The organism is Sphingomonas lacunae (assembly GCF_012979535.1).
GTDB classification, from domain to species: Bacteria; Pseudomonadota; Alphaproteobacteria; order Sphingomonadales; family Sphingomonadaceae; genus Sphingopyxis; species Sphingopyxis lacunae.
Genome location: NZ_CP053015.1, coordinates 539,324 through 562,286, shown reverse-complemented (window position 1 = coordinate 562,286; position 22,963 = coordinate 539,324). Strand labels below are relative to the sequence as shown.

General features: G+C 61.3%; 24 protein-coding genes. 9 read left to right on the top strand and 15 right to left on the bottom strand.

Annotated features, from left to right (window positions below):
• Positions 1 to 84: 84 nt before the first annotated feature.
• Both GV829_RS02595 and GV829_RS02590 read left to right on the top strand, forming a co-directional pair.
• Positions 85 to 1,452: a cytochrome P450 gene (locus GV829_RS02595; protein ID WP_169943693.1), complete on the top strand. Its 1,368-nt coding sequence runs from the start codon at positions 85 to 87 to the stop codon at positions 1,450 to 1,452.
• A 73-nt stretch (positions 1,453 to 1,525) separates the two neighbouring features.
• Positions 1,526 to 2,470 (top strand): hypothetical protein, encoded by a 945-nt coding sequence (locus GV829_RS02590; RefSeq protein WP_169943692.1) that lies wholly within the window; start codon positions 1,526 to 1,528, stop codon positions 2,468 to 2,470.
• A gap of 20 nt (positions 2,471 to 2,490) precedes the next feature.
• Here the strand turns inward: GV829_RS02590 and GV829_RS02585 are convergent, their stop codons facing one another.
• From GV829_RS02585 to GV829_RS02540, 10 genes are all read right to left on the bottom strand, one after another.
• Entirely contained in the window at positions 2,491 to 2,850 is a 360-nt protein-coding gene (locus tag GV829_RS02585; RefSeq protein ID WP_169943691.1) for a HesB/IscA family protein, read from the bottom strand.
• A 1-nt stretch (position 2,851) separates the two neighbouring features.
• A complete protein-coding gene (locus tag GV829_RS02580) occupies positions 2,852 to 3,355 on the bottom strand; it encodes an SUF system Fe-S cluster assembly protein (protein WP_169943690.1) in 504 nt (167 codons plus the stop codon).
• On the bottom strand, positions 3,352 to 4,545 hold the full coding sequence (locus tag GV829_RS02575) for a cysteine desulfurase (protein WP_169947855.1): 1,194 nt from the start codon (positions 4,543 to 4,545) through the stop codon (positions 3,352 to 3,354). Before GV829_RS02575 ends, GV829_RS02580 begins: the two co-directional genes overlap by 4 nt.
• Positions 4,546 to 4,685: 140 nt before the next feature.
• Positions 4,686 to 5,411, bottom strand: a complete 726-nt coding sequence (locus GV829_RS02570; RefSeq protein WP_169943689.1) for a SufD family Fe-S cluster assembly protein — start codon at positions 5,409 to 5,411, stop codon at positions 4,686 to 4,688.
• Positions 5,408 to 5,830 (bottom strand): hypothetical protein, encoded by a 423-nt coding sequence (locus GV829_RS02565; RefSeq protein ID WP_169943688.1) that lies wholly within the window; start codon positions 5,828 to 5,830, stop codon positions 5,408 to 5,410. The genes GV829_RS02570 and GV829_RS02565 overlap by 4 nt, the downstream gene beginning before the upstream one ends.
• Positions 5,827 to 6,570 (bottom strand): Fe-S cluster assembly ATPase SufC, encoded by a 744-nt coding sequence (gene sufC / locus GV829_RS02560; protein ID WP_169943687.1) that lies wholly within the window; start codon positions 6,568 to 6,570, stop codon positions 5,827 to 5,829. The genes GV829_RS02565 and sufC overlap by 4 nt, the downstream gene beginning before the upstream one ends.
• The gene (locus GV829_RS02555) at positions 6,554 to 6,976 is read right to left on the bottom strand and encodes a hypothetical protein (RefSeq protein ID WP_169943686.1); all 423 of its coding nucleotides are present in this window, start codon (positions 6,974 to 6,976) and stop codon (positions 6,554 to 6,556) included. The genes sufC and GV829_RS02555 overlap by 17 nt, the downstream gene beginning before the upstream one ends.
• The gene (sufB, locus tag GV829_RS02550) at positions 6,976 to 8,454 is read right to left on the bottom strand and encodes a Fe-S cluster assembly protein SufB (protein ID WP_169943685.1); all 1,479 of its coding nucleotides are present in this window, start codon (positions 8,452 to 8,454) and stop codon (positions 6,976 to 6,978) included. Before sufB ends, GV829_RS02555 begins: the two co-directional genes overlap by 1 nt.
• Entirely contained in the window at positions 8,451 to 8,861 is a 411-nt protein-coding gene (locus GV829_RS02545) for an SUF system Fe-S cluster assembly regulator (RefSeq protein ID WP_169943684.1), read from the bottom strand. The genes sufB and GV829_RS02545 overlap by 4 nt, the downstream gene beginning before the upstream one ends.
• Before the next feature lie 139 nt (positions 8,862 to 9,000).
• Entirely contained in the window at positions 9,001 to 9,855 is an 855-nt protein-coding gene (locus tag GV829_RS02540) for a helix-turn-helix domain-containing protein (RefSeq protein ID WP_169943683.1), read from the bottom strand.
• Between the two features lie 379 nt (positions 9,856 to 10,234).
• Here GV829_RS02540 and GV829_RS02535 point away from each other — a divergent pair, with 379 nt between their 5' ends.
• The 5 genes from GV829_RS02535 (at position 10,235) to GV829_RS02515 (ending at position 17,226) form a co-directional block, all read left to right on the top strand.
• On the top strand, positions 10,235 to 11,293 hold the full coding sequence (locus GV829_RS02535) for a quinone-dependent dihydroorotate dehydrogenase (protein WP_425505432.1): 1,059 nt from the start codon (positions 10,235 to 10,237) through the stop codon (positions 11,291 to 11,293).
• On the top strand, positions 11,290 to 12,534 hold the full coding sequence (locus GV829_RS02530; protein WP_169943681.1) for an MFS transporter: 1,245 nt from the start codon (positions 11,290 to 11,292) through the stop codon (positions 12,532 to 12,534). The genes GV829_RS02535 and GV829_RS02530 overlap by 4 nt, the downstream gene beginning before the upstream one ends.
• A gap of 80 nt (positions 12,535 to 12,614) precedes the next feature.
• Positions 12,615 to 13,457, top strand: a complete 843-nt coding sequence (locus GV829_RS02525; RefSeq protein WP_169943680.1) for an SDR family NAD(P)-dependent oxidoreductase — start codon at positions 12,615 to 12,617, stop codon at positions 13,455 to 13,457.
• A gap of 124 nt (positions 13,458 to 13,581) precedes the next feature.
• On the top strand, positions 13,582 to 15,372 hold the full coding sequence (ggt, locus tag GV829_RS02520) for a gamma-glutamyltransferase (protein WP_169943679.1): 1,791 nt from the start codon (positions 13,582 to 13,584) through the stop codon (positions 15,370 to 15,372).
• 54 nt (positions 15,373 to 15,426) lie between these two features.
• A complete protein-coding gene (locus GV829_RS02515; RefSeq protein ID WP_169947853.1) occupies positions 15,427 to 17,226 on the top strand; it encodes an AMP-dependent synthetase/ligase in 1,800 nt (599 codons plus the stop codon).
• A 42-nt stretch (positions 17,227 to 17,268) separates the two neighbouring features.
• Here GV829_RS02515 and GV829_RS14430 read toward each other — a convergent pair whose 3' ends face one another.
• The 3 genes from GV829_RS14430 to GV829_RS02505 form a co-directional block, all read right to left on the bottom strand.
• A complete protein-coding gene (locus GV829_RS14430; RefSeq protein ID WP_343042876.1) occupies positions 17,269 to 17,679 on the bottom strand; it encodes a DUF6491 family protein in 411 nt (136 codons plus the stop codon).
• A 105-nt stretch (positions 17,680 to 17,784) separates the two neighbouring features.
• Positions 17,785 to 18,510 carry a hydroxyacylglutathione hydrolase gene (gene gloB, locus GV829_RS02510; RefSeq protein WP_169943678.1) on the bottom strand — a complete coding sequence of 242 codons (726 nt, stop codon included), beginning with the start codon at positions 18,508 to 18,510 and terminating at the stop codon, positions 17,785 to 17,787.
• Between the two features lie 4 nt (positions 18,511 to 18,514).
• Positions 18,515 to 18,952 (bottom strand): VOC family protein, encoded by a 438-nt coding sequence (locus tag GV829_RS02505; protein WP_169943677.1) that lies wholly within the window; start codon positions 18,950 to 18,952, stop codon positions 18,515 to 18,517.
• A 235-nt stretch (positions 18,953 to 19,187) separates the two neighbouring features.
• Between GV829_RS02505 and GV829_RS02500 the strand changes: the two genes are divergently transcribed.
• Positions 19,188 to 20,651 (top strand): amidohydrolase, encoded by a 1,464-nt coding sequence (locus GV829_RS02500; RefSeq protein ID WP_425505457.1) that lies wholly within the window; start codon positions 19,188 to 19,190, stop codon positions 20,649 to 20,651.
• Between the two features lie 40 nt (positions 20,652 to 20,691).
• On the opposite strand, the gene GV829_RS02495 is transcribed toward GV829_RS02500, so the two are convergent.
• Positions 20,692 to 21,177, bottom strand: coding sequence for a styrene oxide isomerase (locus tag GV829_RS02495; RefSeq protein WP_169943675.1), 486 nt, complete (start codon positions 21,175 to 21,177; stop codon positions 20,692 to 20,694).
• Between the two features lie 23 nt (positions 21,178 to 21,200).
• Entirely contained in the window at positions 21,201 to 22,112 is a 912-nt protein-coding gene (locus GV829_RS02490; RefSeq protein WP_169943674.1) for a metal-dependent hydrolase, read from the bottom strand.
• A gap of 135 nt (positions 22,113 to 22,247) precedes the next feature.
• Between GV829_RS02490 and GV829_RS02485 the strand changes: the two genes are divergently transcribed.
• On the top strand, positions 22,248 to 22,949 hold the full coding sequence (locus tag GV829_RS02485; protein ID WP_169943673.1) for a TetR/AcrR family transcriptional regulator: 702 nt from the start codon (positions 22,248 to 22,250) through the stop codon (positions 22,947 to 22,949).
• Positions 22,950 to 22,963 lie beyond the last annotated feature (14 nt).

Genomic DNA, 22,963 nt, shown 5'->3' with positions numbered 1-22,963 from the left:
GATGGTTGCAACCATCGCGTGCGTAACTAACTCTCATGTCAATGAGTGGCCGCACAAAGACGACCACGACCAGAGGAGATGCGCATGGCTTCCGCCGCCACCCACGCCGGCAACCCCCACTGGTTGCCGCGCAATCCGCCCGAACTGCTCGATCATGTTCCTGGTGAGGATGGTTGGCCATTGGTCGGCAACACGCTGAAACAGCTGGCGGATCCCATCGCTTTCACCAACCGCATGGTCGAAACCTATGGCCCTGTCTTCCGCAACAAGAGCTTTGGCGGGCGCGGCGTCATCATGGTCGGGCCGGAAGCGAACGAGCTGGTGCTGTTCGATCGCGACAAGATTTTCTCGTCCGAACAGGGCTGGGGCCCGGTCCTCAATCTCCTCTTCCCGCGCGGCCTGATGCTGATGGATTTTGAAAAGCATCGCGCCGACCGCCGCACCCTGTCGGTGGCGTTCAAGCCCGAGCCGATGAAACATTATGCCGTCGCCCTCAACGAAGGTATCGCCAGCCGCATTCCCGAATGGTCTGGCCGCGACTTCGCCTTTTATCCTGCGATAAAGAAGCTGACGCTCGACCTCGCGGCGACCAGCTTTCTCGGCATCCCCTGGGGCCCGGATGCGGACCGCATCAACAAGGCGTTCGTCGACATGGTGCAGGCGAGCGTCGGCGTCGTCCGCCGCCCGCTCCCCTTCACGGCCATGGGGCGCGGCGTGGCGGGCCGCAAATTCCTCGTCGACTATTTCACGCCGATGGTGCCCGTCCGGCGGGAGAGTGACGGGCAGGATGTCTTCACCCAATTCTGTCAGGCCAAGGACGAGAATGGCGACTATATGCCGGTCGACGCCATCGTTGATCACATGAATTTCCTGATGATGGCGGCGCATGACACCATCACCTCGTCGGTCACCTCGATGATCTGGCTGCTGGCGAAGAACCCCGAATGGCAGGACCGGCTGCGCGAGGAGATGATCGCTGTCTCTCCGGCCGGACAGGGCCTCACCTATGATCGGCTGGGTGACCTGCCGCTCACCGAAATGGCGTTCAAGGAAAGCTTGCGGATGATCCCGCCGGTCCCCGCCCTGCCGCGTCGCGCGCTCAGGGATTTCGAGTTCAAGGGGTATCGCATTCCCGCCGGCACCGGCGTCGGCATCAACCCCGCCTACACCCATTTCATGCCCGAATATTGGCCCGAGCCGGAAAAGTTCGACCCGATGCGCTTCACGCCAGAGGCGGTGCGCGACCGGCACAAATATGCCTGGGTCCCCTTCGGCGGCGGCGCGCACATGTGCCTTGGCCTGCACTTTGCCTATATGCAGGCCAAGCTGTTCCTTCACCATGTGCTGACCACCAACCGCGTCACCATCGCGCCCGGCTATGAGCCCGCATGGCAGATGTGGCCGATCCCGCAGCCTAAGGATGGTCTCAACGTCCGGTTCGAGCGGCTCTAAGTCTGTCATCGTAACGCCGATTTAAGCAAATGGTGCGATACCTCTGCCCAGATTGGTCAGGGATATTGCCGACATGAGCATGCATTTCGACGCATTGGCAGCCCGCGTGACAGCGGACGGGGCGATTGCCGCCGAGGAAATACTCGCCTTGCGCCGCGAAGGCTGGTCAAACGGGACGATTGAGCCCGATGAGGCCGAAGCCCTGTTTCTCGCCAATGACGCGATCCGCGAGCCCTCGCCTGAATGGACAGACTTCTTCGTCGAGGCGCTGACGGAATATGCCCTGTGCAGCGGCAGCCCGCGTGGATACATCAGCCAGGCAATGGCCGACACGCTGGTCGCCCGGATCAGCCGTGACGGACAGGTTGACAGCATGGCCGAACTCGAACTTCTTGTCCGCCTGCTCGAAAAGGCGGTCGATGTGCCGACCAGCCTCAAGGATTTCGCCCTGCGCCAAATCGAATCCACCGTCCTCACCGGCAGCGGGCCGACCCGTCGCGGTGCATTGAGCGAGGACGGTATCAACGCGGTCGAGGCCGGACTGCTTCGCCGCATGATCTTTGCCGCCGGGGGCGACCGTCCGGCTGCGGTGAGCGAGGCCGAAGCAGCGATGCTGTTCCGCCTGAAAGATGCCATGCTGAACCGTGCCAATGCCCCCGAATGGAAGACCCTGTTCGTTCAGGGGGTCGCCAACTTCCTCCTTGCCAGCGCGCATGATCCACTGTCGGCAGACCGCGCCGCCGAACTCGAAGCCTTCATGAACGCCAAGGGTGCCGGGGTGTTGGGCATTTTCGGCAAAATGGCGCAAGGCAACATCGGGGAAAGCCTCAGCGCTGTCCGGCAGGGCAAGATGGGTAGTCCCGATCATTTTGGTGAGATGGCTGATGCCGCCCGGCTCGATGAGGCCGAGAGCGACTGGCTGCTCGACAAGCTCATGAGGTCACCCGATGCCGATGACTATGAAAAGGCACTGATTGCCTTCATCGTTGAGGAAACCGGGCAACCGGTTACCGGCTGATCCTGTCCGCAGGAAGTCGCTCAGACGGTAAAACTCTCGCCGCAGCCGCATGACCCCTTGGCATTGGGGTTGTTGAAAACGAACCCGGCGGTGAAATCATCCTCGACCCAGTCCATGGTGCTGCCGATCAGGTAGAGCACCGACGCGCCATCAACGAAAAAGGTGCCGCCGGGCGTCTCGATCCGCTCGTCAAAACTGTTGGCTTCGCTGACATAATCGACCGAATAGGCAAGGCCCGAACAGCCACGGCGTGGGGTGGAGAGCTTGACGCCAATCGTCCCTTCGGGCGCCGATGCCATCAGATGCGCAATGCGCGCCTCCGCGCTCGGCGTCAGGATGATCGCGGCGGGTCGCGCGCGGGTCTTGGTTTCGGTGGTCATGTCACAGCATCCCCAGTTCCAGCCGGGCCTCGTCGGTCATGTTGGCCGGACTCCACGGCGGATCCCATACAAGATTGACGTCGACCAGCCCGACACCGGGAACCGATCCTACGCGCAATTCCACCTCGCCCGGCATCGATTCCGCCACCGGACAATGCGGTGTGGTCAGCGTCATGGTGACAGAGACATGGGCGTCCTCGCCCACCTCGACACCATAAATCAGGCCCAGATCATAGATATTGACCGGAATTTCCGGGTCGTAAATTTCCTTCAGCGCGTCAATCACCGCCGCCTGCAAATCACCGCCCGGTGCATGGGCAGGCACCTCGGCCGGCTTTTCGGCGAGGAAACCGGCAAGATAGTCACGCTTGCGCTCCAGCTTCTCACCCGCCGTTTCAACGGCGGCATCCTTGCCGCTGTCCAGCGCCGCCATATCGACCCGGGCGCGCGGCGGCGGGGCAACTGACTCCACTTCCTCGGCCACGATCCTGCGCTCCTCGTTCATCCGAATATGCTCCTCACCCGCTGGATCCCCTTCACCAGCGCGTCCACATCACTCATGTCGTTGTACAGACCGAAACTCGCCCGCACCGTCGCGGGAACGCCCAGATGGTCCATCAGCGGCTGGGCACAATGGTGCCCAGCGCGCACTGCCACGCCGCTTTCGTCCAATATGGTGCCGACGTCGTGCGGATGCACCCCCTCGACGACAAAACTGACGATGCCCGCACTGTCTTCCGGTCCCAGCAACCGAACGCTGTTGATGCCCGACAGGGCATCGCGGCAGGCGCGGACCAGCCCGCCCTCATGCGCGGCGATGGCGTCGATGCCGATCCCTTCAACAAAATCAATCGCGGCGGCGAGCCCGATCGCCTCGATGATCGCTGGCGTCCCCGCCTCGAACCGCTGCGGCGCGGGGGCATAGGTCGTTCGTTCGAACGTCACCCGGTCGATCATCGCCCCACCACCCTGCCAGGGCGGCATGGCGGCGAGCAGCTCGCCCTTGCCCCACAACACGCCAATGCCGGTCGGGCCATAAAGCTTGTGGCTCGAAAAGACGTAAAAGTCGCAACCCAGCGCCTGCACATCGACCGGCTGGCGCGGCACCGCCTGACAACCGTCGATCAGCAACTTCGCCCCGACCCCATGCGCCAATGCGGTGGCACGCGGCACATCCAGCACGCTTCCGAGCACGTTCGACACATGGGCCAGTGCCACCAGCTTGTGCGCCGGGGTCAGGATCGCGGCGGCGGCATCCAAGTCGATGCGGCCATCATTGGTCAGCGGACAGACGTCGATGTGCGCGCCGACCCGCTCTGCCAGCAACTGCCAGGGCACGATATTGCTGTGATGCTCAAGGCGGGAGAGCAGGATGCGGTCGCCCGCGCCGATGTTTGCCTGTCCCCATGTGTTGGCGACCAGATTGATCGCCTCGGTCGCGCCGCGCACGAACACGCATTCATTGGCATCAGCGGCATGGATAAAGCCCGCCACGCGCGCCCGCGCCGCCTCGAACGCCAGCGTCATGTCGGCGGAGCGCGCATAGACGCCGCGATGCACCGTCGCATAGTCCGCGCCCATCGCCCGGACGGTCGCATCAATCACCGACAGCGGCTTTTGCGCCGTCGCGCCAGTATCGAGATAATGCCAGGGTCCGCCGTCGGCGAGCAGGAGGCCGGGGAATTGTTCCCTGATCCTCCCCGCTTGCGGGGAGGTGGCAGCGCGTAGCGCTGACGGAGGGGGGCTGGTGTCATGCGCTGCGCTAGCTTGATAGCCCCCTCCACCAGCTTCGCTGGTCCCCCTCCCCGTTCTGGGGAGGATAGTTTCGGCCCCGCTCACAACACCGCCCCCAGTCTGGCGAGCGCCGCTTCCACCAGCCGCTCTTCCTCTGACGCACCGTCAAACACCTCGGCAACAAAGGCATGCAGCATCAACCGCTTGGCATCGGCAGGGGTCAGGCCGCGCGATTGCAGGTAAAACAGGCCCATCGCGTCCAACTCGCCGATGGCGCAGCCATGCGCGCACTTGACATCGTCGGCATAGATTTCGAGTTCGGGCTTGGCATTGGCGGTTGCCGTGCGGTCGAGCAGCATCGCCTTGACCGACTGTTCGCTGTCGGTCTGCTGCGCACCGCGCGCCACGGCGACCTTGCCGAGATAGGTCCCGGTGGAATGGCCACCGAGCACGCTGCGCACCAGCTGCCGCGACGTCGCGCCGGGTTCGGCATGGGTGACGGTAGTAATGATTTCGAGCGTGGCGTCGCCCGCGCCGATCTGGGCACCGCCCAACGTGAAGTCGGCGCCTTCGTGCAGCGTCACGTCGAGTTCGATCCGGCCATAGCCCGGTGCCATGTTGAGCACGTCAAGCCGCGCCACCGCGCCCGCTTCGAGCGTCAGCGACAACTGCGTTACGCCATCGGTCGTCACGATGATCGTCCGGCTCAGGCTTTCCACCGCCGCAATGCTGACCTGTTCCGCCGCCGGCAGCGGCCACAACCGTTCAACCGCCGCCAGATCGGCATAGCGCCAGGCTTCGTCCTTGCGCGTGGGAAGCGCGGTCATTCGCTGGTCTCCGAACCCCGCGGCCGACGTCCGCGCTCATTGCATTGGGCCAGATAATGGCGGCGCAACTGGTCCATGGCCTCCTGCCGCAGCCGTTCGAGCTGGCGGCTGTCGTCCAGAGTTGCCTGCCGGTCGGCCAGGGTGCTGGCTTCGCTGCTGATTGCCGTCTCGCTATCGCTGGCAACGGGCGCGATACGCAGCGCCGACCGGCGCGCCATCAGCGCCACACGCGCCTCGGCAATCGCCTGTTGCTCGGCATAGATGCTGACCATCACCCGTGACCGCCGTTCCTCCTCGCCGCGAAAGGCGGGGGTGGTCATCTCACGGTCGCAGCGTTCAACTGCTTCGGCGAGCACCGGCAGGCTGGTTGCCTCCTGTCCGGGAATCAGGGTGAGAGTGAGGATGGCCCACAGGCTCACGCGGCAATCTCCGCATAGCCATGCTCTTCGAGCGCCAGCGCGAGTTCCGGCCCGCCGCTGCGGACGATGCGGCCACCGGCCAGCACATGGACGAAATCGGGCTTCACATAGTCGAGCAGCCGCTGATAGTGGGTGATCAGCAGCACCGCCTTGTCGGGCTTGCGCATGATGCGGTTGATACCGTCGCCCACCACGCGCAGTGCGTCGATGTCGAGGCCCGAGTCCGTCTCGTCGAGGATGGCGAGCTTGGGGTCGAGGATACCCATCTGCACCATCTCGTTGCGCTTCTTCTCGCCGCCGGAAAAACCGACGTTCACTGGCCGCTTGAGCATGTCCATGTCCATGCCCATCGCATCGGCCTGCGCCCGCGCGACCTTGAGGAATTCGCCGCCCGACAGCGGCGCCTCGCCGCGCAGCTTGCGCTGGGCATTCAATGCCTCGCGCAGGAACTGCACGTTCGACACGCCGGGGATTTCGACCGGGTACTGGAAACCAAGGAACAGCCCCGCCGCCGCGCGCTCATGCGGGTCGAGCGCGAGCAGGTCCTGCCCGTCCAACGTCACCTCACCGTCGGTCACCTCATAGCCCGGCCGCCCGCCGAGCGTATAAGTCAGCGTCGATTTGCCCGCGCCATTCGGCCCCATGATCGCATGGATCTCACCCGCATTGATGCTGAGCGACAGCCCCTTGAGGATCGGCTTGTCAGCGACAGTGGCATGGAGATTATTGATTTGCAGCATTTTCTGTTCTCATCTGGTCAAGAATGCGCCGTTCAGCGGCGGTGACTATGCCGTTCGCCGCCTGCTCCACCGTGGTCCGGCTGGCAAAGGGCACCTGTTCGGCCAGCCCATCGGCAAGGAAATCGACCGCTGCCTGCCGCGCCCCGGCGACCGATGCAATGTCGGCAAAGCTCGTCGGCAGCTGCCCGAATTCGGCAACATGCGCCGAAGCCGCCGTCCGCAGGTCGTGTTCATAGGAGGTGACAACAGCGCGCGCCTCGGGCGGCAGCTTGTCGGCAAGGCTGGCGGGATCGAGCAACTCGCCGGCTTCCGCTGCCGCGCCCTTGACTTCGTCAACCGACATGTCGCCGCAACCGACAAGCAGCAAGGCGCCCACCATGGTCGCCGCAAGGACATGAATGCGCATCACCCCACACTCCCTTCAAGGCTGATACCCAACAGCTTCTGCGCTTCCACCGCAAATTCCATCGGCAGTTGCTGCAGCACTTCCTTGGCAAAGCCGTTGACGATCAGCGCGACCGCCTCTTCCTGCCCCAGGCCGCGCTGCATCGCATAGAACAGCTGGTCGTCGCTGATCTTGCTCGTCGTCGCTTCGTGCTCGATCTGCGCGCTCGGGTTCTTCACCTCGATATAAGGCACGGTGTGCGCGCCGCACTGGTCGCCGAGCAACAGGCTGTCGCACTGGGTGAAGTTGCGCACTCCTTCGGCATTCGCGCCGACGCGCACCAGACCGCGATAGGTGCCGTTCGATTTGCCCGCGCTGATTCCCTTGGAGACAATCGTGCTCTTGGTCCGCTTGCCATTGTGGATCATCTTGGTGCCGGTGTCGGCCTGTTGGTGATTGTTGGTCACCGCCACCGAGTAGAATTCGCCCACCGAGTCATCGCCGTTGAGCACGCACGACGGATATTTCCACGTCACCGCGCTGCCGGTTTCGACCTGGGTCCAGCTCACCTTCGAGCGCTTGCCCTGGCACAGCGCCCGCTTGGTGACGAAATTGTAGATGCCGCCGCGCCCCTCGGCATCGCCGGGGTACCAGTTCTGCACGGTCGAATATTTGATCTCGGCATCGTCGAGCGCGACCAGTTCAACCACCGCGGCGTGCAGCTGGTTCTCGTCGCGCATCGGCGCGGTGCAGCCTTCGAGATAGGAGACATAGCTCCCCTTGTCTGCGACGATCAGCGTCCGCTCAAACTGCCCGGTGTTCTCGGCATTGATGCGGAAATAGGTGGAAAGCTCCATCGGGCAGCGCACGCCCTCGGGGATGTAGACAAACGTCCCGTCGGAAAAGACCGCGCAGTTCAATGTCGCGAAATAATTGTCGTGCATCGGCACGACCTTGCCGAGCCAGCGCTTCACCAGATCGGGATATTCGCGCACCGCCTCGCTGATCGAGCGGAAGATGACCCCCGCCTTCTCCAGCTCCTCGCGGAATGTGGTAGCGACCGAGACGCTGTCGAACACGGCGTCGACCGCAACCTTGCGCGCGCCCTCGACGCCGGCGAGCATCTTCTGCTCCTCGAGCGGAATGCCGAGCTTTTCATAGACCCGCAAAATCTCGGGATCGACCTCGTCGAGGCTGTTCAGCTTCGGCTTGGCCTTGGGCGCGGCATAATAGTACGCGTCCTGATAGTCGATCGGCGGCACGTTGAGCTTGGCCCAGTCGGGGGCCTCCATCGTCTGCCACAGGGCAAAGGCCTTCAGCCGCCATTCGAGCAGCCATTCCGGCTCATTCTTCTTGGCCGAAATATAGCGGACCGTATCCTCATTAAGGCCCTTGGGCGCCAGTTCGGTCTCGATGTCGGCCGACCAGCCATGTTCATAGTCGGCGACCTTGGCCGCCGCGTCATGCGCTGCCTGATCCTTGATCACTGCCTCACTCATGCCGGCGCTCCGGTCAGGCTGGCCAGGGTCACGCCCGACAATGCGCCTCTGACCGCGCCATTGACGGCTGACCAGTGCGGTTGCACCGAACAACTGCCTTCGAGCACACAGTCATGGCGTCCGCTTTCGACGCAGGCGGTCATCGCAATCGGCCCTTCGACGGCTTCGATGATGTCGGCAACACTGATCGCAGCCGCTGGGCGCGACAATTTTACGCCGCCTCCCGCGCCACGTACGGATCGCAACAGGCCGGCCTTGACCAGTAAGTGCACAAGCTTGTGGACTGTCGTCATCGGCACCCCGGTTTCCGCAGAAAGGGTCGCCGCACTGATCCGCGGTTCCCCACAATGGCGGGCGGCCGCACTCATCAGGACAACGGCATAGTCGGCTAGGTTGGACAGGCGCATGGCCGGCAGCTCTCTTGAAATGGTGCGCGCAGATGGTCGGCACGGACTCGCATCGCGGCCTTTGTCAAATAATACCGGATTGGTCAACTATTGTCACGCGCGGACAGCGACATGATCTGGGAAAGGCTGCCCGCCGCGCTCAGGCGTCTGAAATAAGCGGCGGCACCTGTCCCTCAAGCGATTTCAGTCCTTCCGACACTTCGGTCTGCAAGGTGGACTTGCCCTTGCGCATCTGTTGCGGCGTCAGACCGGCAAAACGCTTCACCTCACGGATCAGGTGGGACTGGTCATAAAAGGAATCGCCCAGGCCCAGCGCGTCAATATCCTCGCCCCGCGCAAGGGCTGATGCAGCGCGGATCGCCCGGTATCGCCGGGCCAATGTCTTGGGCGGCAGACCATAATATCTTTTGGTCAACCGCTCGATCTGACGGATGCCCAGTCCGGTTTGTTCGATCAGCCGGTCGATTGCCGGGTCCGGGCTGCCGGCCAGCCAGGCATCGACGATGGCGGTGAATTCGCTGGCTCCGCTGTCGCCATGGGCGCTCATCTGTCCGATGAAGTCGCTGATCAGGGCGAATCTCTCCTCGGTGCTCGTGGCAGAGGCCATCGCCTGCAACAGGTCGGCCGCCGGCTGCCCCAGCAAGGCTACGGCATCAATCGCCCGGTCGGTCAGATTTTCGGCCTGTGCGCCCGCCATGGCGATCCAGGCTGGCGGCAACAGCCCGGCACCACAGACCAGCATTGGTCCCTGACCGGTAACCCGCACCGGCCCGCTGGTGGGGCCCAGCAGGGTGAGGGCGGCACCGTCATCCTCATGTCCGTTGGCGAAATGATAACGACCCTGTCCCTGCACCAGCACGCGAAGCTGGGGCCGGTCGGCGCGCTCCACTTCATCGAGCCGTTCGCTGCTCAAATGCAGTTCATAGAGCGCGGAAATCTTGTCTCCCGCCGCCTCAGGCGGAGGACTGTAACGCATGGCAATGGGCGACGACATGCCCGACAACCCCTGTGCTTGACCTTAACTCCCGGTCAGCTGCTCCTTCAGAAGCCCAAGCCGACAGCAAAATTTTGTTTTCACAGTGATTATGTCGTGACCATGGCGGTCTTGCAACCGCCCTGGTGCAGTTTGTTGCACCAACAGTGCGATGCTCGGCCGGAAACCAAAAAAAGGGCCAGCCCGCACGAATGTGGGCTGGCCTTTAGTAGGTCAAGGTCTCTATGTCCAAGGACGCAGAGCCCTTCGGGTCGCAGGGCTTGATTGGCGTGTCGAGAGGTTGATGTATTGGACAGAATCGACATCCGATCAGGGTCGTTTGGCAAAATCAGTAAATCAGGGCACAGTCAAAGCTGTTGAAATAAGAAGGAAACCTGTTTTGCAATCGTTGTATATGGGACTTCTTCGCCACTTGGACCCGGAACGGGCCCATCGCTGGACCATTGCCGCCCTGGGTCTTTTGCCTTCCGCAAGGGCCATAGACGCTGATCAACGTCTGGCTGTCGAATGTGCGGGCCTTTCTTTTGCGCATCCCGTTGGTCTCGCAGCCGGATTCGACAAGGATGCCAAGGCGGTCCACGCCATGCCGCGCTTCGGCTTCGCCGGTGCAGAAGTGGGCACGCTGACCCCGCTGCCCCAGGCTGGCAACCCGCGGCCCCGTCTGTTTCGCCTGACAGAGGACCAGGCGGTCATCAATCGCATGGGTTTCAACAATGGCGGACAGCTTGCCGCCGTTGCCCGTCTCGAACGGCTCCGTGCAAACCAGGGTCATGGCCCGATCGGCATCAACATCGGCGCCAACAAGGATGCGCCTGACCGCATTGCCGATTATGCCACGGGCATCCGGACCCTGGCGCATCTGGCAGACTGGATGACAGTCAATATTTCCAGTCCGAATACGCCGGGATTGCGCGCCCTTCAGGATGAAGGTGCCCTCGATGCGCTGCTGGCTGCTGTTGCCGCAGCGCGGAGCGAACGCGCGGAACAGGGCTTTCGTCCGCCTGTTTTCCTCAAGGTTGCGCCGGATCTGGAGGGCGAACAGATTGGCGGTGTCGTGCGCAGCGCCATCGATCATGGACTGGATGCGATCATCATTGGCAATACCACGATCAGCCGTCCTCCGCTGAACAGCTGCCATGCGGGTGAAACCGGTGGCCTGTCGGGCGCTCCGCTTGCCGACCTCGCCTTAGCCCGGCTCAGGGATTTTCGCGCGGCCACAGGCGGGCAACTGCCGCTGATAGCCGCAGGCGGTATCAGCACCGCCGATCATGTCTGGGCGCGGATGCGCGCAGGTGCCACTCTCGTCCAGCTCTACAGTGCGCTGGTTTACCATGGGCCATGGCTGGCCGCCCGCATTGCAAGGGATCTTCTGGCCCTGTGCGACAGGGAAGGGGTCACCCGGCTGGCCGACATCATCGACGCCGATGTGCGATCATGACGGCTGACAGCGCTCTGAACCAGTCGTCACCAGCCGGCGGCTCCGAATGGCGTCGGGGCTGGCCCATTGTCCTGACCTCGATGGTCGGGGTCGGCACGGGTGCCGTCGTCTACCAATATGTCGCCAGCCTGTTCATCACCGCGCTAGAGGCCGAATATGGCTGGTCGCGCGGTCAGGTGATGACAATAGGCGCCCTCGCCCTCGCCGGGGCATTCAGTGCGCCCTTCATGGGTCGCATCGCCGATCGCTATGGTATCCGGCTTGTGGCCATCAGTTCGATCCTGATTGTCACCATGGCCTATCTTGGTCTCGCCGCGTCGGATGGTTCCATGGCACAGATCATCCCGTTGATGGTCATTTTCGGGCTCGCGGCACCGGGCACGGCCGGCATCGTCTATGCCCGTGCCATTGCCAGCTGGTTTGTCACCCATCGCGGCATGGCGCTTGGCCTGATGTCGTCGGGCATTTCCATCAGTGTGCTGATTTTCAACACACCCATTGCCTGGCTGATTGACACCCATGGGTTCCGCGCAGCCTATGTCGCTCTCGCCCTGCTGGCCTTGTGTATTGGATTGCCAGTCGTCTGGCGCGGATTGCGCCTTAACCCGGATGAACCACAGGATGCCGCCACAGCGGGCCTTTCACCCGCGGAACGCCCGGTCGTGCCGTTGCTGTCGATCCTCGTCCAGCCGCGTTTCTGGTTGCTTGTCGGGACCATGGCACTGTTCAACATGCCCTCTGCCGGCATCCTCACCCAGTTGGCGCCGCTGCTAGAAGGGCGCGGGCTTACGTTGGTCCAGGGCGGCCTGTTGTTCAGCCTGTTCACGGCTTCGGTGCTTGCCGGACGGTTGCTCGTCGGATGGGCCTTTGATCGGTACAGCCCGCCGCACATTGCCTCGATCGTGGCCTTTGCGGCTGGTTTTGGCATTCTTTCCTTTCTCGACGCGGCACCGGTCATCGCCCTCATTCCAGGCATTATTGCGGTCGGACTGGTTCAGGGCTCGGAATCCGACGTGGTTGCCTATTTCATCGGGCGCATGTTCCCTACCGCCAGCTTTTCGACAGTATATGGCCTGACCATGACCGGCACCATGACCGGCACCGCCATCGGCATTATCGCTTTTGGCCGCCTCTATGATCATTATGGCGACTATCATGTTCCACTGCTGATCGGTGCCGGCCTCTTCTTTCTGGTCTCTGCCATGTATCTCACCATGCTGCGCTACTTTCGGCAGCCATGAAGCGACTTGCTGTGCCAGCCCGTTGACACGGCCCCTCTCGACTCTAGTGTAATCACACTAGAATATAGGGGAGAGAGCGTGTGAGATTCGCAGGGAAAACGGTCGTCATCACGGGTGCGGCTTCGGGCATTGGCCGGGAAACCGTGCTCAAATTCGCGGCGGAAGGTGCCATTGTTTATGCCGCTGACCGGGATGTTGCGGGCGGGGAATCGCTCGTCGCCGAAACCAACGGTGATGTCCGCTTTGTTCCTTGTGACGTCACCGACGTTGCACAGATCAAGGCGCTGATGGACCGTGCGGCGGCCGACACTGGCGGGATTGATGTTGTTTTCAACAATGCTGGCGCCGCCGGCGCGCGCGAACCGATTGACGAGATTGACGCAGAGGGCTGGGACGGGACGATGGACTTGTTGCTGCGTTCGGTGGCGATGGGCATCCGCTATGCCGTGCCGCACATGAAGGGGCGGCCCGGCGCGTCCTTCGTCAACACAGCCAGCATTGCCGCGCTCGGCACTGGCTATTCGCCGACTGCTTATGCCGTGGCCAAGGTCGGCGTCTTGCACCTGTCCAAGATGGCGGCCGCGGACCTCGCCAAATACGGCATTCGGGTCAATGCGATCTGTCCCGGCTTCATCAAGACCAACATCTTCACCAGCGCGCTCGAAATTCCGGAAGAGCATGTGGAGGCTGCCAAGCAGGTCGTCTTCTCCATGGCTGATCAGGCACAACCTGTCGCGCGGGGTGGCCAGCCCGCTGACATCGCGGCGATGGTCATGTTCCTCGCCAGCCCTGAAGCAGGCTTTATCACGGGCACTCACATGGTTGTTGATGGCGGCATAACCATCGGTCCGCGCCACAGTTGGGATCCTGAAGCACCGGGCATGTTCGATGCTCTGCAGGCGATGGTGCCGCAACCTTCGTAAGCATTATAAATCAATAGTTTGTCTGGTTTATAGAGGGTGGGTAGAGGGCCGTTGGTCGCTCTAGCTTGCCCTCTATCTGCCGCCGGCCATTGACCCTGAAAGCCAAGCAGCTAGTTTCCGGCGCATGACTGCAAAATTCCTGCTGCTAGCCGCCACCGCCCTGCTGACCGCCACGCCGCTGGCGGCTCAGGACGTCATCCAGCGGATCACCGCCGACCCCGGCACCGAACAGCGCGCGCAGGTTGAAGCGGGCGGTCTCGTCTCCTCTGCTGATATTCGCGCCAGTGAAGCCGGTCGCGAGATGCTCGCGCAAGGCGGCACTGCCGCCGACGCCGCCATGGCCACGATGATCGCGCTCAGCGTCGTCGAACCGCAATCCTCCGGTATCGGCGGTGGCGGCTTTTTCGTCTACCATGACGCAGCGTCCGGCCAAACGATAACGATCGACGGTCGCGAACGCGCTCCCGCCGCCGCGCGCCCCGATCGTTTCATTGGCGCTGACGGCAACCCGATGCCAATGCGCGCTGCGGTTCCCGGCGGGCGTTCGGTTGGTGTTCCGGGGAACATCCGGCTCGCCGCCGAGGTGCATCGCCGTTATGGCCGGGTCAGTTGGGCGCAACTCTTTGCGCCCGCCATTCGCCTCGCCGACGAGGGCTTCGAGGTGAATCGCTGGCTCGCGACAGCCATCGAACAAAGCAACCCGCATTGGGACAGCTTCCCCGAAACCCGTACCCAGTTTTCGCTCAATGGCCGTCCTGCTCGTCGCGGTGATCGCATCCGCAACCCGCAAATGGCCGCTCTGTTGCGAGATGTTGCCTCGCGCGGTCCCGATGCCTTTTACACTGGCGAGACGGCCCGCGCCATCGTGGCAGCTACCACGACAGCTGCCGCTAATCCCGGTGATATGACCATGTCTGACTTGGCGGCCTATCGTGCCACTGCTCGAGATCCGCTGTGCTTTCAATATCGGGTTTACCGCATTTGCGGCATGGGCCCGCCATCTTCAGGCGGCACGACGGTGTTCGCCATCTTGGGAATGCTTGAAGGTTTTGACCTGAGGGCCATGGGGCCGGAAAATCCGATGAGTTGGCACCTTCTGTCTGAGGCCATGCATTTGGCTTATGCAGATCGGGATGCCTATGTGGGTGACCCCGACTTCGTTGAGGTTCCGACGGCGGGTTTGATTGATGAAACCTATCTCGCGCAGCGCGCCCGTTTGATATCTCCATTTTCCGCCGCTAACAATTATGCGCCGGGTGTGCCACCAGGGGCCGTCCGCCGGACCCGGGCGGCGGGTGGCGAGGTGTCATCCACCAGCCATTTTGTCTCGGTTGACCGCGTCGGTAATGTTGCCAGCATGACGTCGACAGTTGAAGGCATTTTTGGCAGCCAGCTTATCGCACGCGGAATGGTCCTTAACAATGAGCTGACCGATTTTAGCATGGAACCTGAACGGGACGGCGCCCCGGTTGCCAACCGCGTAGAACCGGGCAAACGACCACGTTCGTCCATGGCGCCAACCATTGTTTACGATGCAGACGGGCGTGTCGTGTTGGCACTGGGTTCCGCTGGTGGTCCCAGGATAATCATGCATGTTGCCAAGACCCTGATTGGTGTGCTCGATTTTGGCTTGCCTGTAGATCAGGCGATAGCTTTGCCCAATCTCTACATGGCGGGCGATGGTGACATCATCGAGAATACCGGATTGGGAAGCCGCTTGGGGCCGCAACTTGCTCGCTTTGGACGACCCGTTCTGACCACCGTCCTCAATTCAAAGGTCAATGCACTTCAATGGAATGCAGAAGGCAGTGGATGGGTTGGAGCTGCGGACCCCCGCAGCCTCGGTGCAGTAGTGGTCGAAGCGGCGGCAGGTGATTTGACTAGCACATCGATTGCCCCCTCAACGACACGCTGATCCGGAATTACCGGACTATTGGCACAAAATCCCAGGTCAAGATTAGAGAGAGACATCAGCAAGCCAAAGCAAATCGACGGTTTCCCCAACCTTGTGTCGCTCTTTTTTACGCGCGCAAATGAAGGTGGTGACGCTCCCTTTCTGGGACGCAAAGTGGGTAGGGAATGGGTTACGCTGAGTTGGCGGGAAGTTGCGGGACAAGTTGCCGCTCTGTCAGACTCTCTAATCAAACTAGGCCTTAACGACGGCGACCGTGTGGTATTGGTTTCCGAAAATCGGCCGGAGTGGTTGATCGCCGACATTGGCATCATGGCTGCGGGTTGCGTTACCGTGCCAACATACACAACGAATACGGAGCGCGACCATCAACATATTCTCGATAATAGCGGCGCGCGAGCTGTCATCGTCTCAACGGCTAAGCTAGCGCGGTCTGTAATGCCAGCGGCTCTGCGGGCGAATGTCGAATTTGTCGTGGTCATGGAAGAATTGCGGACAGCGCAACAGGGCGATGTCCGTTTGATCGACTGGTCCGATCTGGTTCGGGACGGCGAAGGCAAAGTTGCAGAAGCTGTTGAGCGTGCGCGTACCGTTCGGCGTGGCGACCTGGCCTGCCTCATCTACACTTCCGGTACAGGTGGCGCTCCGCGAGGTGTCCAGCAGCACCATGGCGCCATTTTGCATAATGTCGAAGGCGCGGCGGAAATCCTTGATCAGGATTTTGGCTTGGGAGATGAAGTTTTCCTCTCCTTTTTGCCGTTGAGCCATGCTTATGAGCATACCGGAGGTCAGTATCTGCCGATAGGCGTTGGGGCACAGATTTTTTATGCTGAGGGGCTGGAAAAGCTGGTTTCCAACATTGAGGAAGTGCGACCGACGATTATGGTCGTGGTGCCCCGCCTGTTTGAGGTGATCCGCGCGCGCATGCTCAAGGCAGTTGAGAAGCAGGGCAAAGCGGCAAACTTCTTGCTGAGTCAGGCGCTTAAGCTCGGTGCCAAAGAGTATCAACAAGGTCTCTCGCTGCTGGATCGCCCCATGAACATCGTGGTTGATCGGCTGTTTAGACCCAAGATTGCCCAGCGCTTTGGCGGCCGAATGAAGGCAATGGTTGCAGGCGGTGCGCCACTGAACCCCGAAATTGGCGTGTTTTTCCAATCCCTCGGCATGACCCTTTTGCAGGGCTACGGACAAACAGAGGCCGGGCCAGTGATTAGTTGCAACCGCCCAAGAGTAGGGCTCAAAATGGACACGGTGGGTCCGCCACTGAAAAATACGGAAGTGCGCATTGCTCCTGATGGCGAGATTTGTGTCCGTGGTGAATTGGTGATGCACGGCTATTGGCGGAATGAAGCGGAGACAGCGCGTGTGCTGGTTGACGGCTGGTTGCTGACTGGTGACATCGGCCATATTGATGAGAAGGGTCGCATCGTCATAACCGATCGCAAGAAGGACATCATCGTCAACGACAAGGGCGATAATGTTTCACCCCAAAGGGTGGAAGGAATGTTGACATTGCAGCCCGAAATCCAACAGGCCATGGTTCATGGTGACAAAAGACCGCATCTGGTTGCCATCATTGTGCCCGATCCTGAGTGGGCTTTGGAATGGGCGAAGTCTGCCGGATTGCCCACCGACATGGCATTGCTTCAGCAGCATGATGCATTCCGCACAGCGATCAGGGCGGCAGTTGATCGGGTAAATCAACAGCTCTCCGTGATCGAAAAGGTCCGTAAGTTCGAATTTGCTGACGAACCATTCGCAATTGAGAACGAGCAAATGACACCCAGCCTCAAAATACGGCGTCATGTCCTGAACAAAGTATATTCGGAGCGTATCGCATCGATGTATCGAGCGTGATCGGGTTTTCAGAGTGCCTTACAGCCTCTCCCATGCTCAATGTTAACCTGGCGGTGCACGATAAGGCGTGAAATCGCCCAACACACAACTCGGACCTCGAATGCCGGTGGTGCGGTCAACCAAATGAATGATGTCACCGCGACATGGGCCCGAACCCCGGACTTCGCTAACGATGACATCATTGTCCCGAGCAAGGCCAGGACAACCTCCTCGCAGCTCATTTTTGTAAACGAGACGCCCCGAGACCCTATAAAGCAATATATTGTCGCTCACGCGAATGGTCTGGTCAGCACTCAGATTGTTGATGCAAGACACCGGCTCTCCTGCGACTTTGCCTGACAGGTTCCGGTCAAGAAGGGCCAGTTGGTCTGGCGTCAGGGCCTCCGCGTTAGTTCGGGCTATGGGGGCGCAAGCTCCCAGAAGTGCAGCCGATGAAATCACTAAAGCACGCATTGCAAATGGGCGAAGCATGGAAACCTCCAATGGCTTGGTCTGTTTGAGCATCGGTTGATCCGCCCATCGTTCGACATGGCACCTTTATACCATGCCAATGCCAAGCTAGAAAGCGTCCTTCGAGGCCCGAAGCTCCGCCAGATGTTTAGCATCACGGGCGCGAAGAAATGGATTGGTGGCAAGCTCATCCGCGATGGTTGTCGGGACGGTCGGTTCACCGTGATCTCGCATCGCGGAAACTCTAGCAAATCGATCAAGCAGGGCTTCGTTGCCCGGTTCTGCGGTAACTGCCCAGCGCGCATTTGACAGCGTATACTCATGTGCGCAGTAGACATTTGTGAACGGTGGCAGTTGTGACAATCGTTGCATGTTCCGGAACATCTGATCGGCCGTGCCTTCGAAGAGGCGTCCGCAGCCCATGGCGAAAAGCGTATCTCCGATGAACAAGGTGGCCGAATCGAGGCTGTAATATGCAATATGTCCAGCAGTGTGTGCGGGGACGGCATAAACATCGAAGTTGATTGAGCCGAGTTGAACGCGGTCGCCTTCATCCACAAGGCGGTCGAGCGTCGGGATTCGCTCTGCTTCTGCTGCCGGGCCGACTATGGTGCACTGTGTCGCAGACTTGATTGCAGCATTTCCACCTGTGTGGTCAGGATGCCAGTGGGTGTTCCATATCTGAGTTATCGTCCAGCCGCGTTCTGCGGCGGCAGCTAACACAGGATCCGAAACGGCGGGATCGATGGCAGCGGTTTCTTTGCTCGCGTCATCATGAGCCAGCCAGACATAATTGTCCGAGAGGACGGGCACTCGAGCGACTATGATTGGCATGGCGTTACCATTCGCCGACGTTGGGCATCGAAGCCCAGGGTTCGCAAGGGTCCAGATAACCGTCCTGCAGCAGTTCGACCGAGATGCCGTCGGGGGAGCGAACGAAAGCCATGTGGCCGTCGCGCGGGGGGCGGTTGATGGTGACGCCGGCGTTCATCAGGCGCTGGCAAGTGTCGTATATATTATCGACCCGATAGGCCAAGTGGCCGAAATTGCGGCCGCCGGTATATGTTTCGGCCGCACTGCCATCTTGAGGGGGCCAGTTATAGGTGAGTTCAACCTCTGCGACGCCGGCCTGGCCCGGGGCGGCGAGGAAAATCAGCGTGAAGCGGCCCTTTTCGCTGTCAAAGCGGCGGACTTCTTCGAGGCCGATGAGGTTGAAGAATTTCACCGTGGATTCGGGGTCGGTGACGCGGATCATGCTGTGCAGATAATGGGTCATGTGTATGGCCAGTTAGAGCGGGTTTGCGGACCATAAGGGGGTTCCAAACTTGATGCAAAGACCGTTTTTTATGCAATGAAATCAACATTATGGATACGAACTGGGGGCGTGCATGCCCGACGGCATGCAGAATGTGCTGCATGCGCCGAATCCGGGGCTTTTCAACAAGGCAATTGCGCGCCACTGTGTATTGCCTTTGTTGAACTACGCCAGATTGGAACCCGAACCGATGAAGCTGCGCACTGTCGCCACGACCGCTACCGCCGTCATTGCCCTTATGTTCACCGCGCCGGTTTGGGCCGGGCCGGTCGATGATGCGCAACGCAGCCAGATATTGGCCGATGTTGACCGGCAGAATGCCGAATTGTCGCGCACCGCCCTCGCCATCTGGGACTATGCCGAAGTAGGCTTCCAGGAGGAGCGCAGTTCCGCCCTGTTGCAGGCGCGTCTGCGGGCCGCGGGTTTTACCATCGAAGCCGGTGTCGCCGGTATGCCGACCGCCTTTGTTGCCCGCTACAGGCGGGGTGAGGGCGGGCCGGTAATTGGCATTATGGCCGAGTTCGATGCGCTCCCCGGGCTCAGCCAGCAGGCGCAGCCGGCGCAGGCCGTTGAGCCTGATGGCCATGCCGGCCATGGGTGTGGCCACAATCTGTTCGGTGCCGCATCGGTGACCGCCGCCATTGCGACGCGCAACTGGATGCAGGCCAACAATGTCAGCGGAGAAATCCGGCTGTTTGGCGCCCCCGCGGAAGAGGGTGGTTCGGGCAAGGTATTCATGGTGCGGGCCGGCCTGACCGCCGATGTTTCAGCGATGCTGCACTGGCATCCGGATGACCAGAACAGCGCCGCACAGAACACCGCACTGGCCAATGTCAGCGGCAAGTTCCGTTTTGTGGGTGTGTCAGCCCATGCGGCCGGTGCGCCGGAACGCGGCAGGTCGGCGCTCGATGGGGTCGAGGCGCTGAATTACATGGTCAACATGATGCGAGAGCATGTCCCGCAGGATGCGCGCATCCATTATGTGATTACCGAGGGCGGCAATGCCCCCAATGTCGTGCCCGCCAGCGCCGAGGTTTATTATTATGTGCGCCATCCCAATCAGCGGGTGGTGGTCGACATCATGGAGCGGGTGCAGGCTGCCGCGCGCGGTGCGGCCATGGGTACCGGCACGACGATGAGCTTTGCCCAGGTCGGCGGCACATTCGACCTGTTGCCCAATGACACGCTGGGGCGGATGGTCGATGCCAATTTGCGCAGGGTCGGGCCGCCGGTGTGGGGAGAAACCGAACGGCGGTTCATCGACCAGATCACCCCGACCTTTGGTGCCGGTGCCACAATCCCGACGACAGATATTCAGCCCTATTCAAGCGGTGCGATCAACTATGGTTCCACTGATGTCGGCGATGTCAGCTATACGACGCCGACCGCCGGATTTGGCGTGGCGACATGGGCACCGGGCACAGCAGCGCACAGCTGGCAGGCGGTGGCGGCCAGCGGTTCAACCATTGGTGTGATTGGCGCCAATGTGGCCGCCAAGGTGCTGGCCCTGACCGCTGCCGACCTGTTCCAGAGCCCCGAAGCGGTGGCCGAGGCGCGTGCCGAACTGGAACGTCGTCGCGGTGCGGATTTCGTTTACCGGTCGCTGCTGGGCGATAATCCGCCCAGCCTGAATTATCGTCGCAATCCCGGCGCGCGCTAAGACAGGGCGGGTCGATGGCCGCTGCATCAGTGTGACGGGATCAGTCGGTCGGGGTCGTGCCCCGACCGACCTTGATGATGATTTCTATCACCGCCCAGACGAGCAGTATGATGCCAATATAAAAAAGGAAAAAGGGGATCAGGTTGGTTACCGGACCACCAAAGCGCAGCCCGCGACTGTTCTGGAAGAACGCATCGAATAATGAGGCGATGGGGAATGTCCATGCGGTGACCACCAGCATGTGCGCGATGCGTCGCGCGGTCGCGAAGGGCAAGGCAAAGGTCGGCAGCACCGCAGCCAATAGCCAGAGCATCAGGCCATTCATCACCCCTTCGAGGTGCGACATGCGCCACGCCTTGACCGTACCGGGCAGTTGATAGTCGATCTTGCCGGGAATCGGCCATAATTCGATGGCGCCGATGAGGAAGAAGAGAAAGCCAAAGCCGGCAACAAAGCCCAGCAACAAGACCAGGCCCCCCTGTCGGACAAGCATGGTCTGAATGGCGCGATAATCGGTTGTCGGCATGGCTATTCCCCCGCTTTCCCTTTTCAAAATGGTACCGGCATCGTTGCCGAACCGGTATCGAGCAGTGGCATTGCCCCGCCTTTTCCAACGGCATCATTCGCCTGATGACGCGCATGTCCGGCAATCCATTGATCGACCCATGCCGGATGCCTGATCGAGCGCGGATCGTGGCCCGGCACAAGCGCCCGCAACACGGCGGGTAATGAGCCGGCCAGAAAGCGCGCCGCCCATGACCATATGCGCAGCCGGCCCCGCAGCGTTTGCCAGCGGCCATCCTGAAGGAGCAAAGCGACATAGGAGCGCCGCGTCCAGCGGATCACATCCAATGATCCATGGAACACACCCCAGGCCCGCCGCCAATAGCCGGGCGTGACCGCACAATAGACGTCATGGGCCACCAGCTTGTGCTCGGTCTCCTCGACTAGGTGCCAAAGGATGAACGACGCGACACGGGAATCGGCGCCGCTGAACAATCGGAGACGGTTGCTCACCATCCAGTTGGTCACGCCCAGCGTCATTGCCTCAAAGCCAGCGGCATAGGCGAGCCGTGTCGCCAACGGTCGGCGGGCGAGCTGGGCGTAGGAAGCCGCCATTGCCTGTTCGACAGCGATGAGGCCACCATAGCCCTTTGCCAGCAGGCTGTCGTTGAACCGGCGGTGGGTTCGGTAATGCTGGGTTTCCTGCATGCAGAAATCCCGGGCTTCGCGGCGGATATCAGGATCCGTGATGGCGCGACCAGCTTCTGCCAATGTGGCCACCAGAAAGGGCTCGAGATGCGGCATGACAAACGACGCGCCGTTGATCATCTGGGCAAATTCCGGCTCCGAGGGAATCCAGTGCGCTGCGATGTCGTCGGGAAAGTCAAAAGCGCCCTGCCGGACGATGATCGGCTGAATGGAGCGGTCAGATCGCCGGATGGCCAAATCGCTTTCCATGAATGCCTCCTTCGCAAGGCCAAGGCGAACAGCGGGATTACAGCCGCTTTCCGCCAGCCGGCAGATTTGAAATAACAGTGTTATAATGGTGATATATCACTGGCGTTGACAAAGGCAAGCCCCTAGAGCGGGGCGATGGCACAGCGCGGCGCGACACAGGCGGAAGGCAAGGCACGGGCAGGCACACGGGGTACCGCACCGCTCGACGAGGCGATGCGGACACGATTGCTTTCAGCGGCCGAGCACTTGCTGGAGCAGCATGGCCCGGACGGTCTTTCCATCCGGGAACTGGCGCGCGAATGCGGCGTGTCAACCATGGGCATCTATACGCTGTTCGGGGGGCGGCCCGGCGTGATGCAGGCGCTCTATGCCGAGGGCTTTGTGCGCCTGCACGCCCATGCACTGTCGGCGGAGAACCGAGAGGATCCGGGGCTATGGCTGATCGGCCAGATGGTCGCCTACCGCCGCTTTGCGATCAATAATGTTGGCATGTATCGTTTGATGTTCGGCGGCCAGCGACGCTTTGTCCCGGCTGATCGTAACAGCCGCTTTGCCACGCTGAACGTGCCGGTAGCTGACGCCTATCCGGCATTTGCCGCGCTGGTGGATGCCGTCACGGCATGTGCGGCAGGCAGGTCCATGGGTGCAATGGCGATGGATGATGTCGCTTATGCTGTCTGGGCGCATCTTCATGGCCTCGTCGGGCTTGAGATTGCCGGCTATGTTGCTGAACAGGATGCGGCTGCCCGCTTTGCCGGGGCGGTCAGGATGCTGATGTGCAGCCAGTTCGGCCTTGACCAGGCGGAGGTTGAAGAGCGGTTGCGGCATTGCCTGTGAATGACAGGCCGCAG

Coding starts and splice junctions, on each gene's coding strand:
- GV829_RS02595 (WP_169943693.1), top strand. CDS start 85: ATGGCTTCCGCCGCCACCCACGCCGGCAACCCCCACTGGTTGCCGCGC.
- GV829_RS02590 (WP_169943692.1), top strand. CDS start 1,526: ATGAGCATGCATTTCGACGCATTGGCAGCCCGCGTGACAGCGGACGGG.
- GV829_RS02585 (WP_169943691.1), bottom strand. CDS start 2,850: ATGACCACCGAAACCAAGACCCGCGCGCGACCCGCCGCGATCATCCTG.
- GV829_RS02580 (WP_169943690.1), bottom strand. CDS start 3,355: ATGAACGAGGAGCGCAGGATCGTGGCCGAGGAAGTGGAGTCAGTTGCC.
- GV829_RS02570 (WP_169943689.1), bottom strand. CDS start 5,411: ATGACCGCGCTTCCCACGCGCAAGGACGAAGCCTGGCGCTATGCCGAT.
- sufC (WP_169943687.1), bottom strand. CDS start 6,570: ATGCTGCAAATCAATAATCTCCATGCCACTGTCGCTGACAAGCCGATC.
- GV829_RS02555 (WP_169943686.1), bottom strand. CDS start 6,976: ATGCGCATTCATGTCCTTGCGGCGACCATGGTGGGCGCCTTGCTGCTT.
- sufB (WP_169943685.1), bottom strand. CDS start 8,454: ATGAGTGAGGCAGTGATCAAGGATCAGGCAGCGCATGACGCGGCGGCC.
- GV829_RS02545 (WP_169943684.1), bottom strand. CDS start 8,861: ATGCGCCTGTCCAACCTAGCCGACTATGCCGTTGTCCTGATGAGTGCG.
- GV829_RS02540 (WP_169943683.1), bottom strand. CDS start 9,855: ATGTCGTCGCCCATTGCCATGCGTTACAGTCCTCCGCCTGAGGCGGCG.
- GV829_RS02530 (WP_169943681.1), top strand. CDS start 11,290: ATGACGGCTGACAGCGCTCTGAACCAGTCGTCACCAGCCGGCGGCTCC.
- ggt (WP_169943679.1), top strand. CDS start 13,582: ATGACTGCAAAATTCCTGCTGCTAGCCGCCACCGCCCTGCTGACCGCC.
- GV829_RS14430 (WP_343042876.1), bottom strand. CDS start 17,679: ATGCGTGCTTTAGTGATTTCATCGGCTGCACTTCTGGGAGCTTGCGCC.
- gloB (WP_169943678.1), bottom strand. CDS start 18,510: ATGCCAATCATAGTCGCTCGAGTGCCCGTCCTCTCGGACAATTATGTC.
- GV829_RS02505 (WP_169943677.1), bottom strand. CDS start 18,952: ATGACCCATTATCTGCACAGCATGATCCGCGTCACCGACCCCGAATCC.
- GV829_RS02495 (WP_169943675.1), bottom strand. CDS start 21,177: ATGCCGACAACCGATTATCGCGCCATTCAGACCATGCTTGTCCGACAG.
- GV829_RS02490 (WP_169943674.1), bottom strand. CDS start 22,112: ATGGAAAGCGATTTGGCCATCCGGCGATCTGACCGCTCCATTCAGCCG.
- GV829_RS02485 (WP_169943673.1), top strand. CDS start 22,248: ATGGCACAGCGCGGCGCGACACAGGCGGAAGGCAAGGCACGGGCAGGC.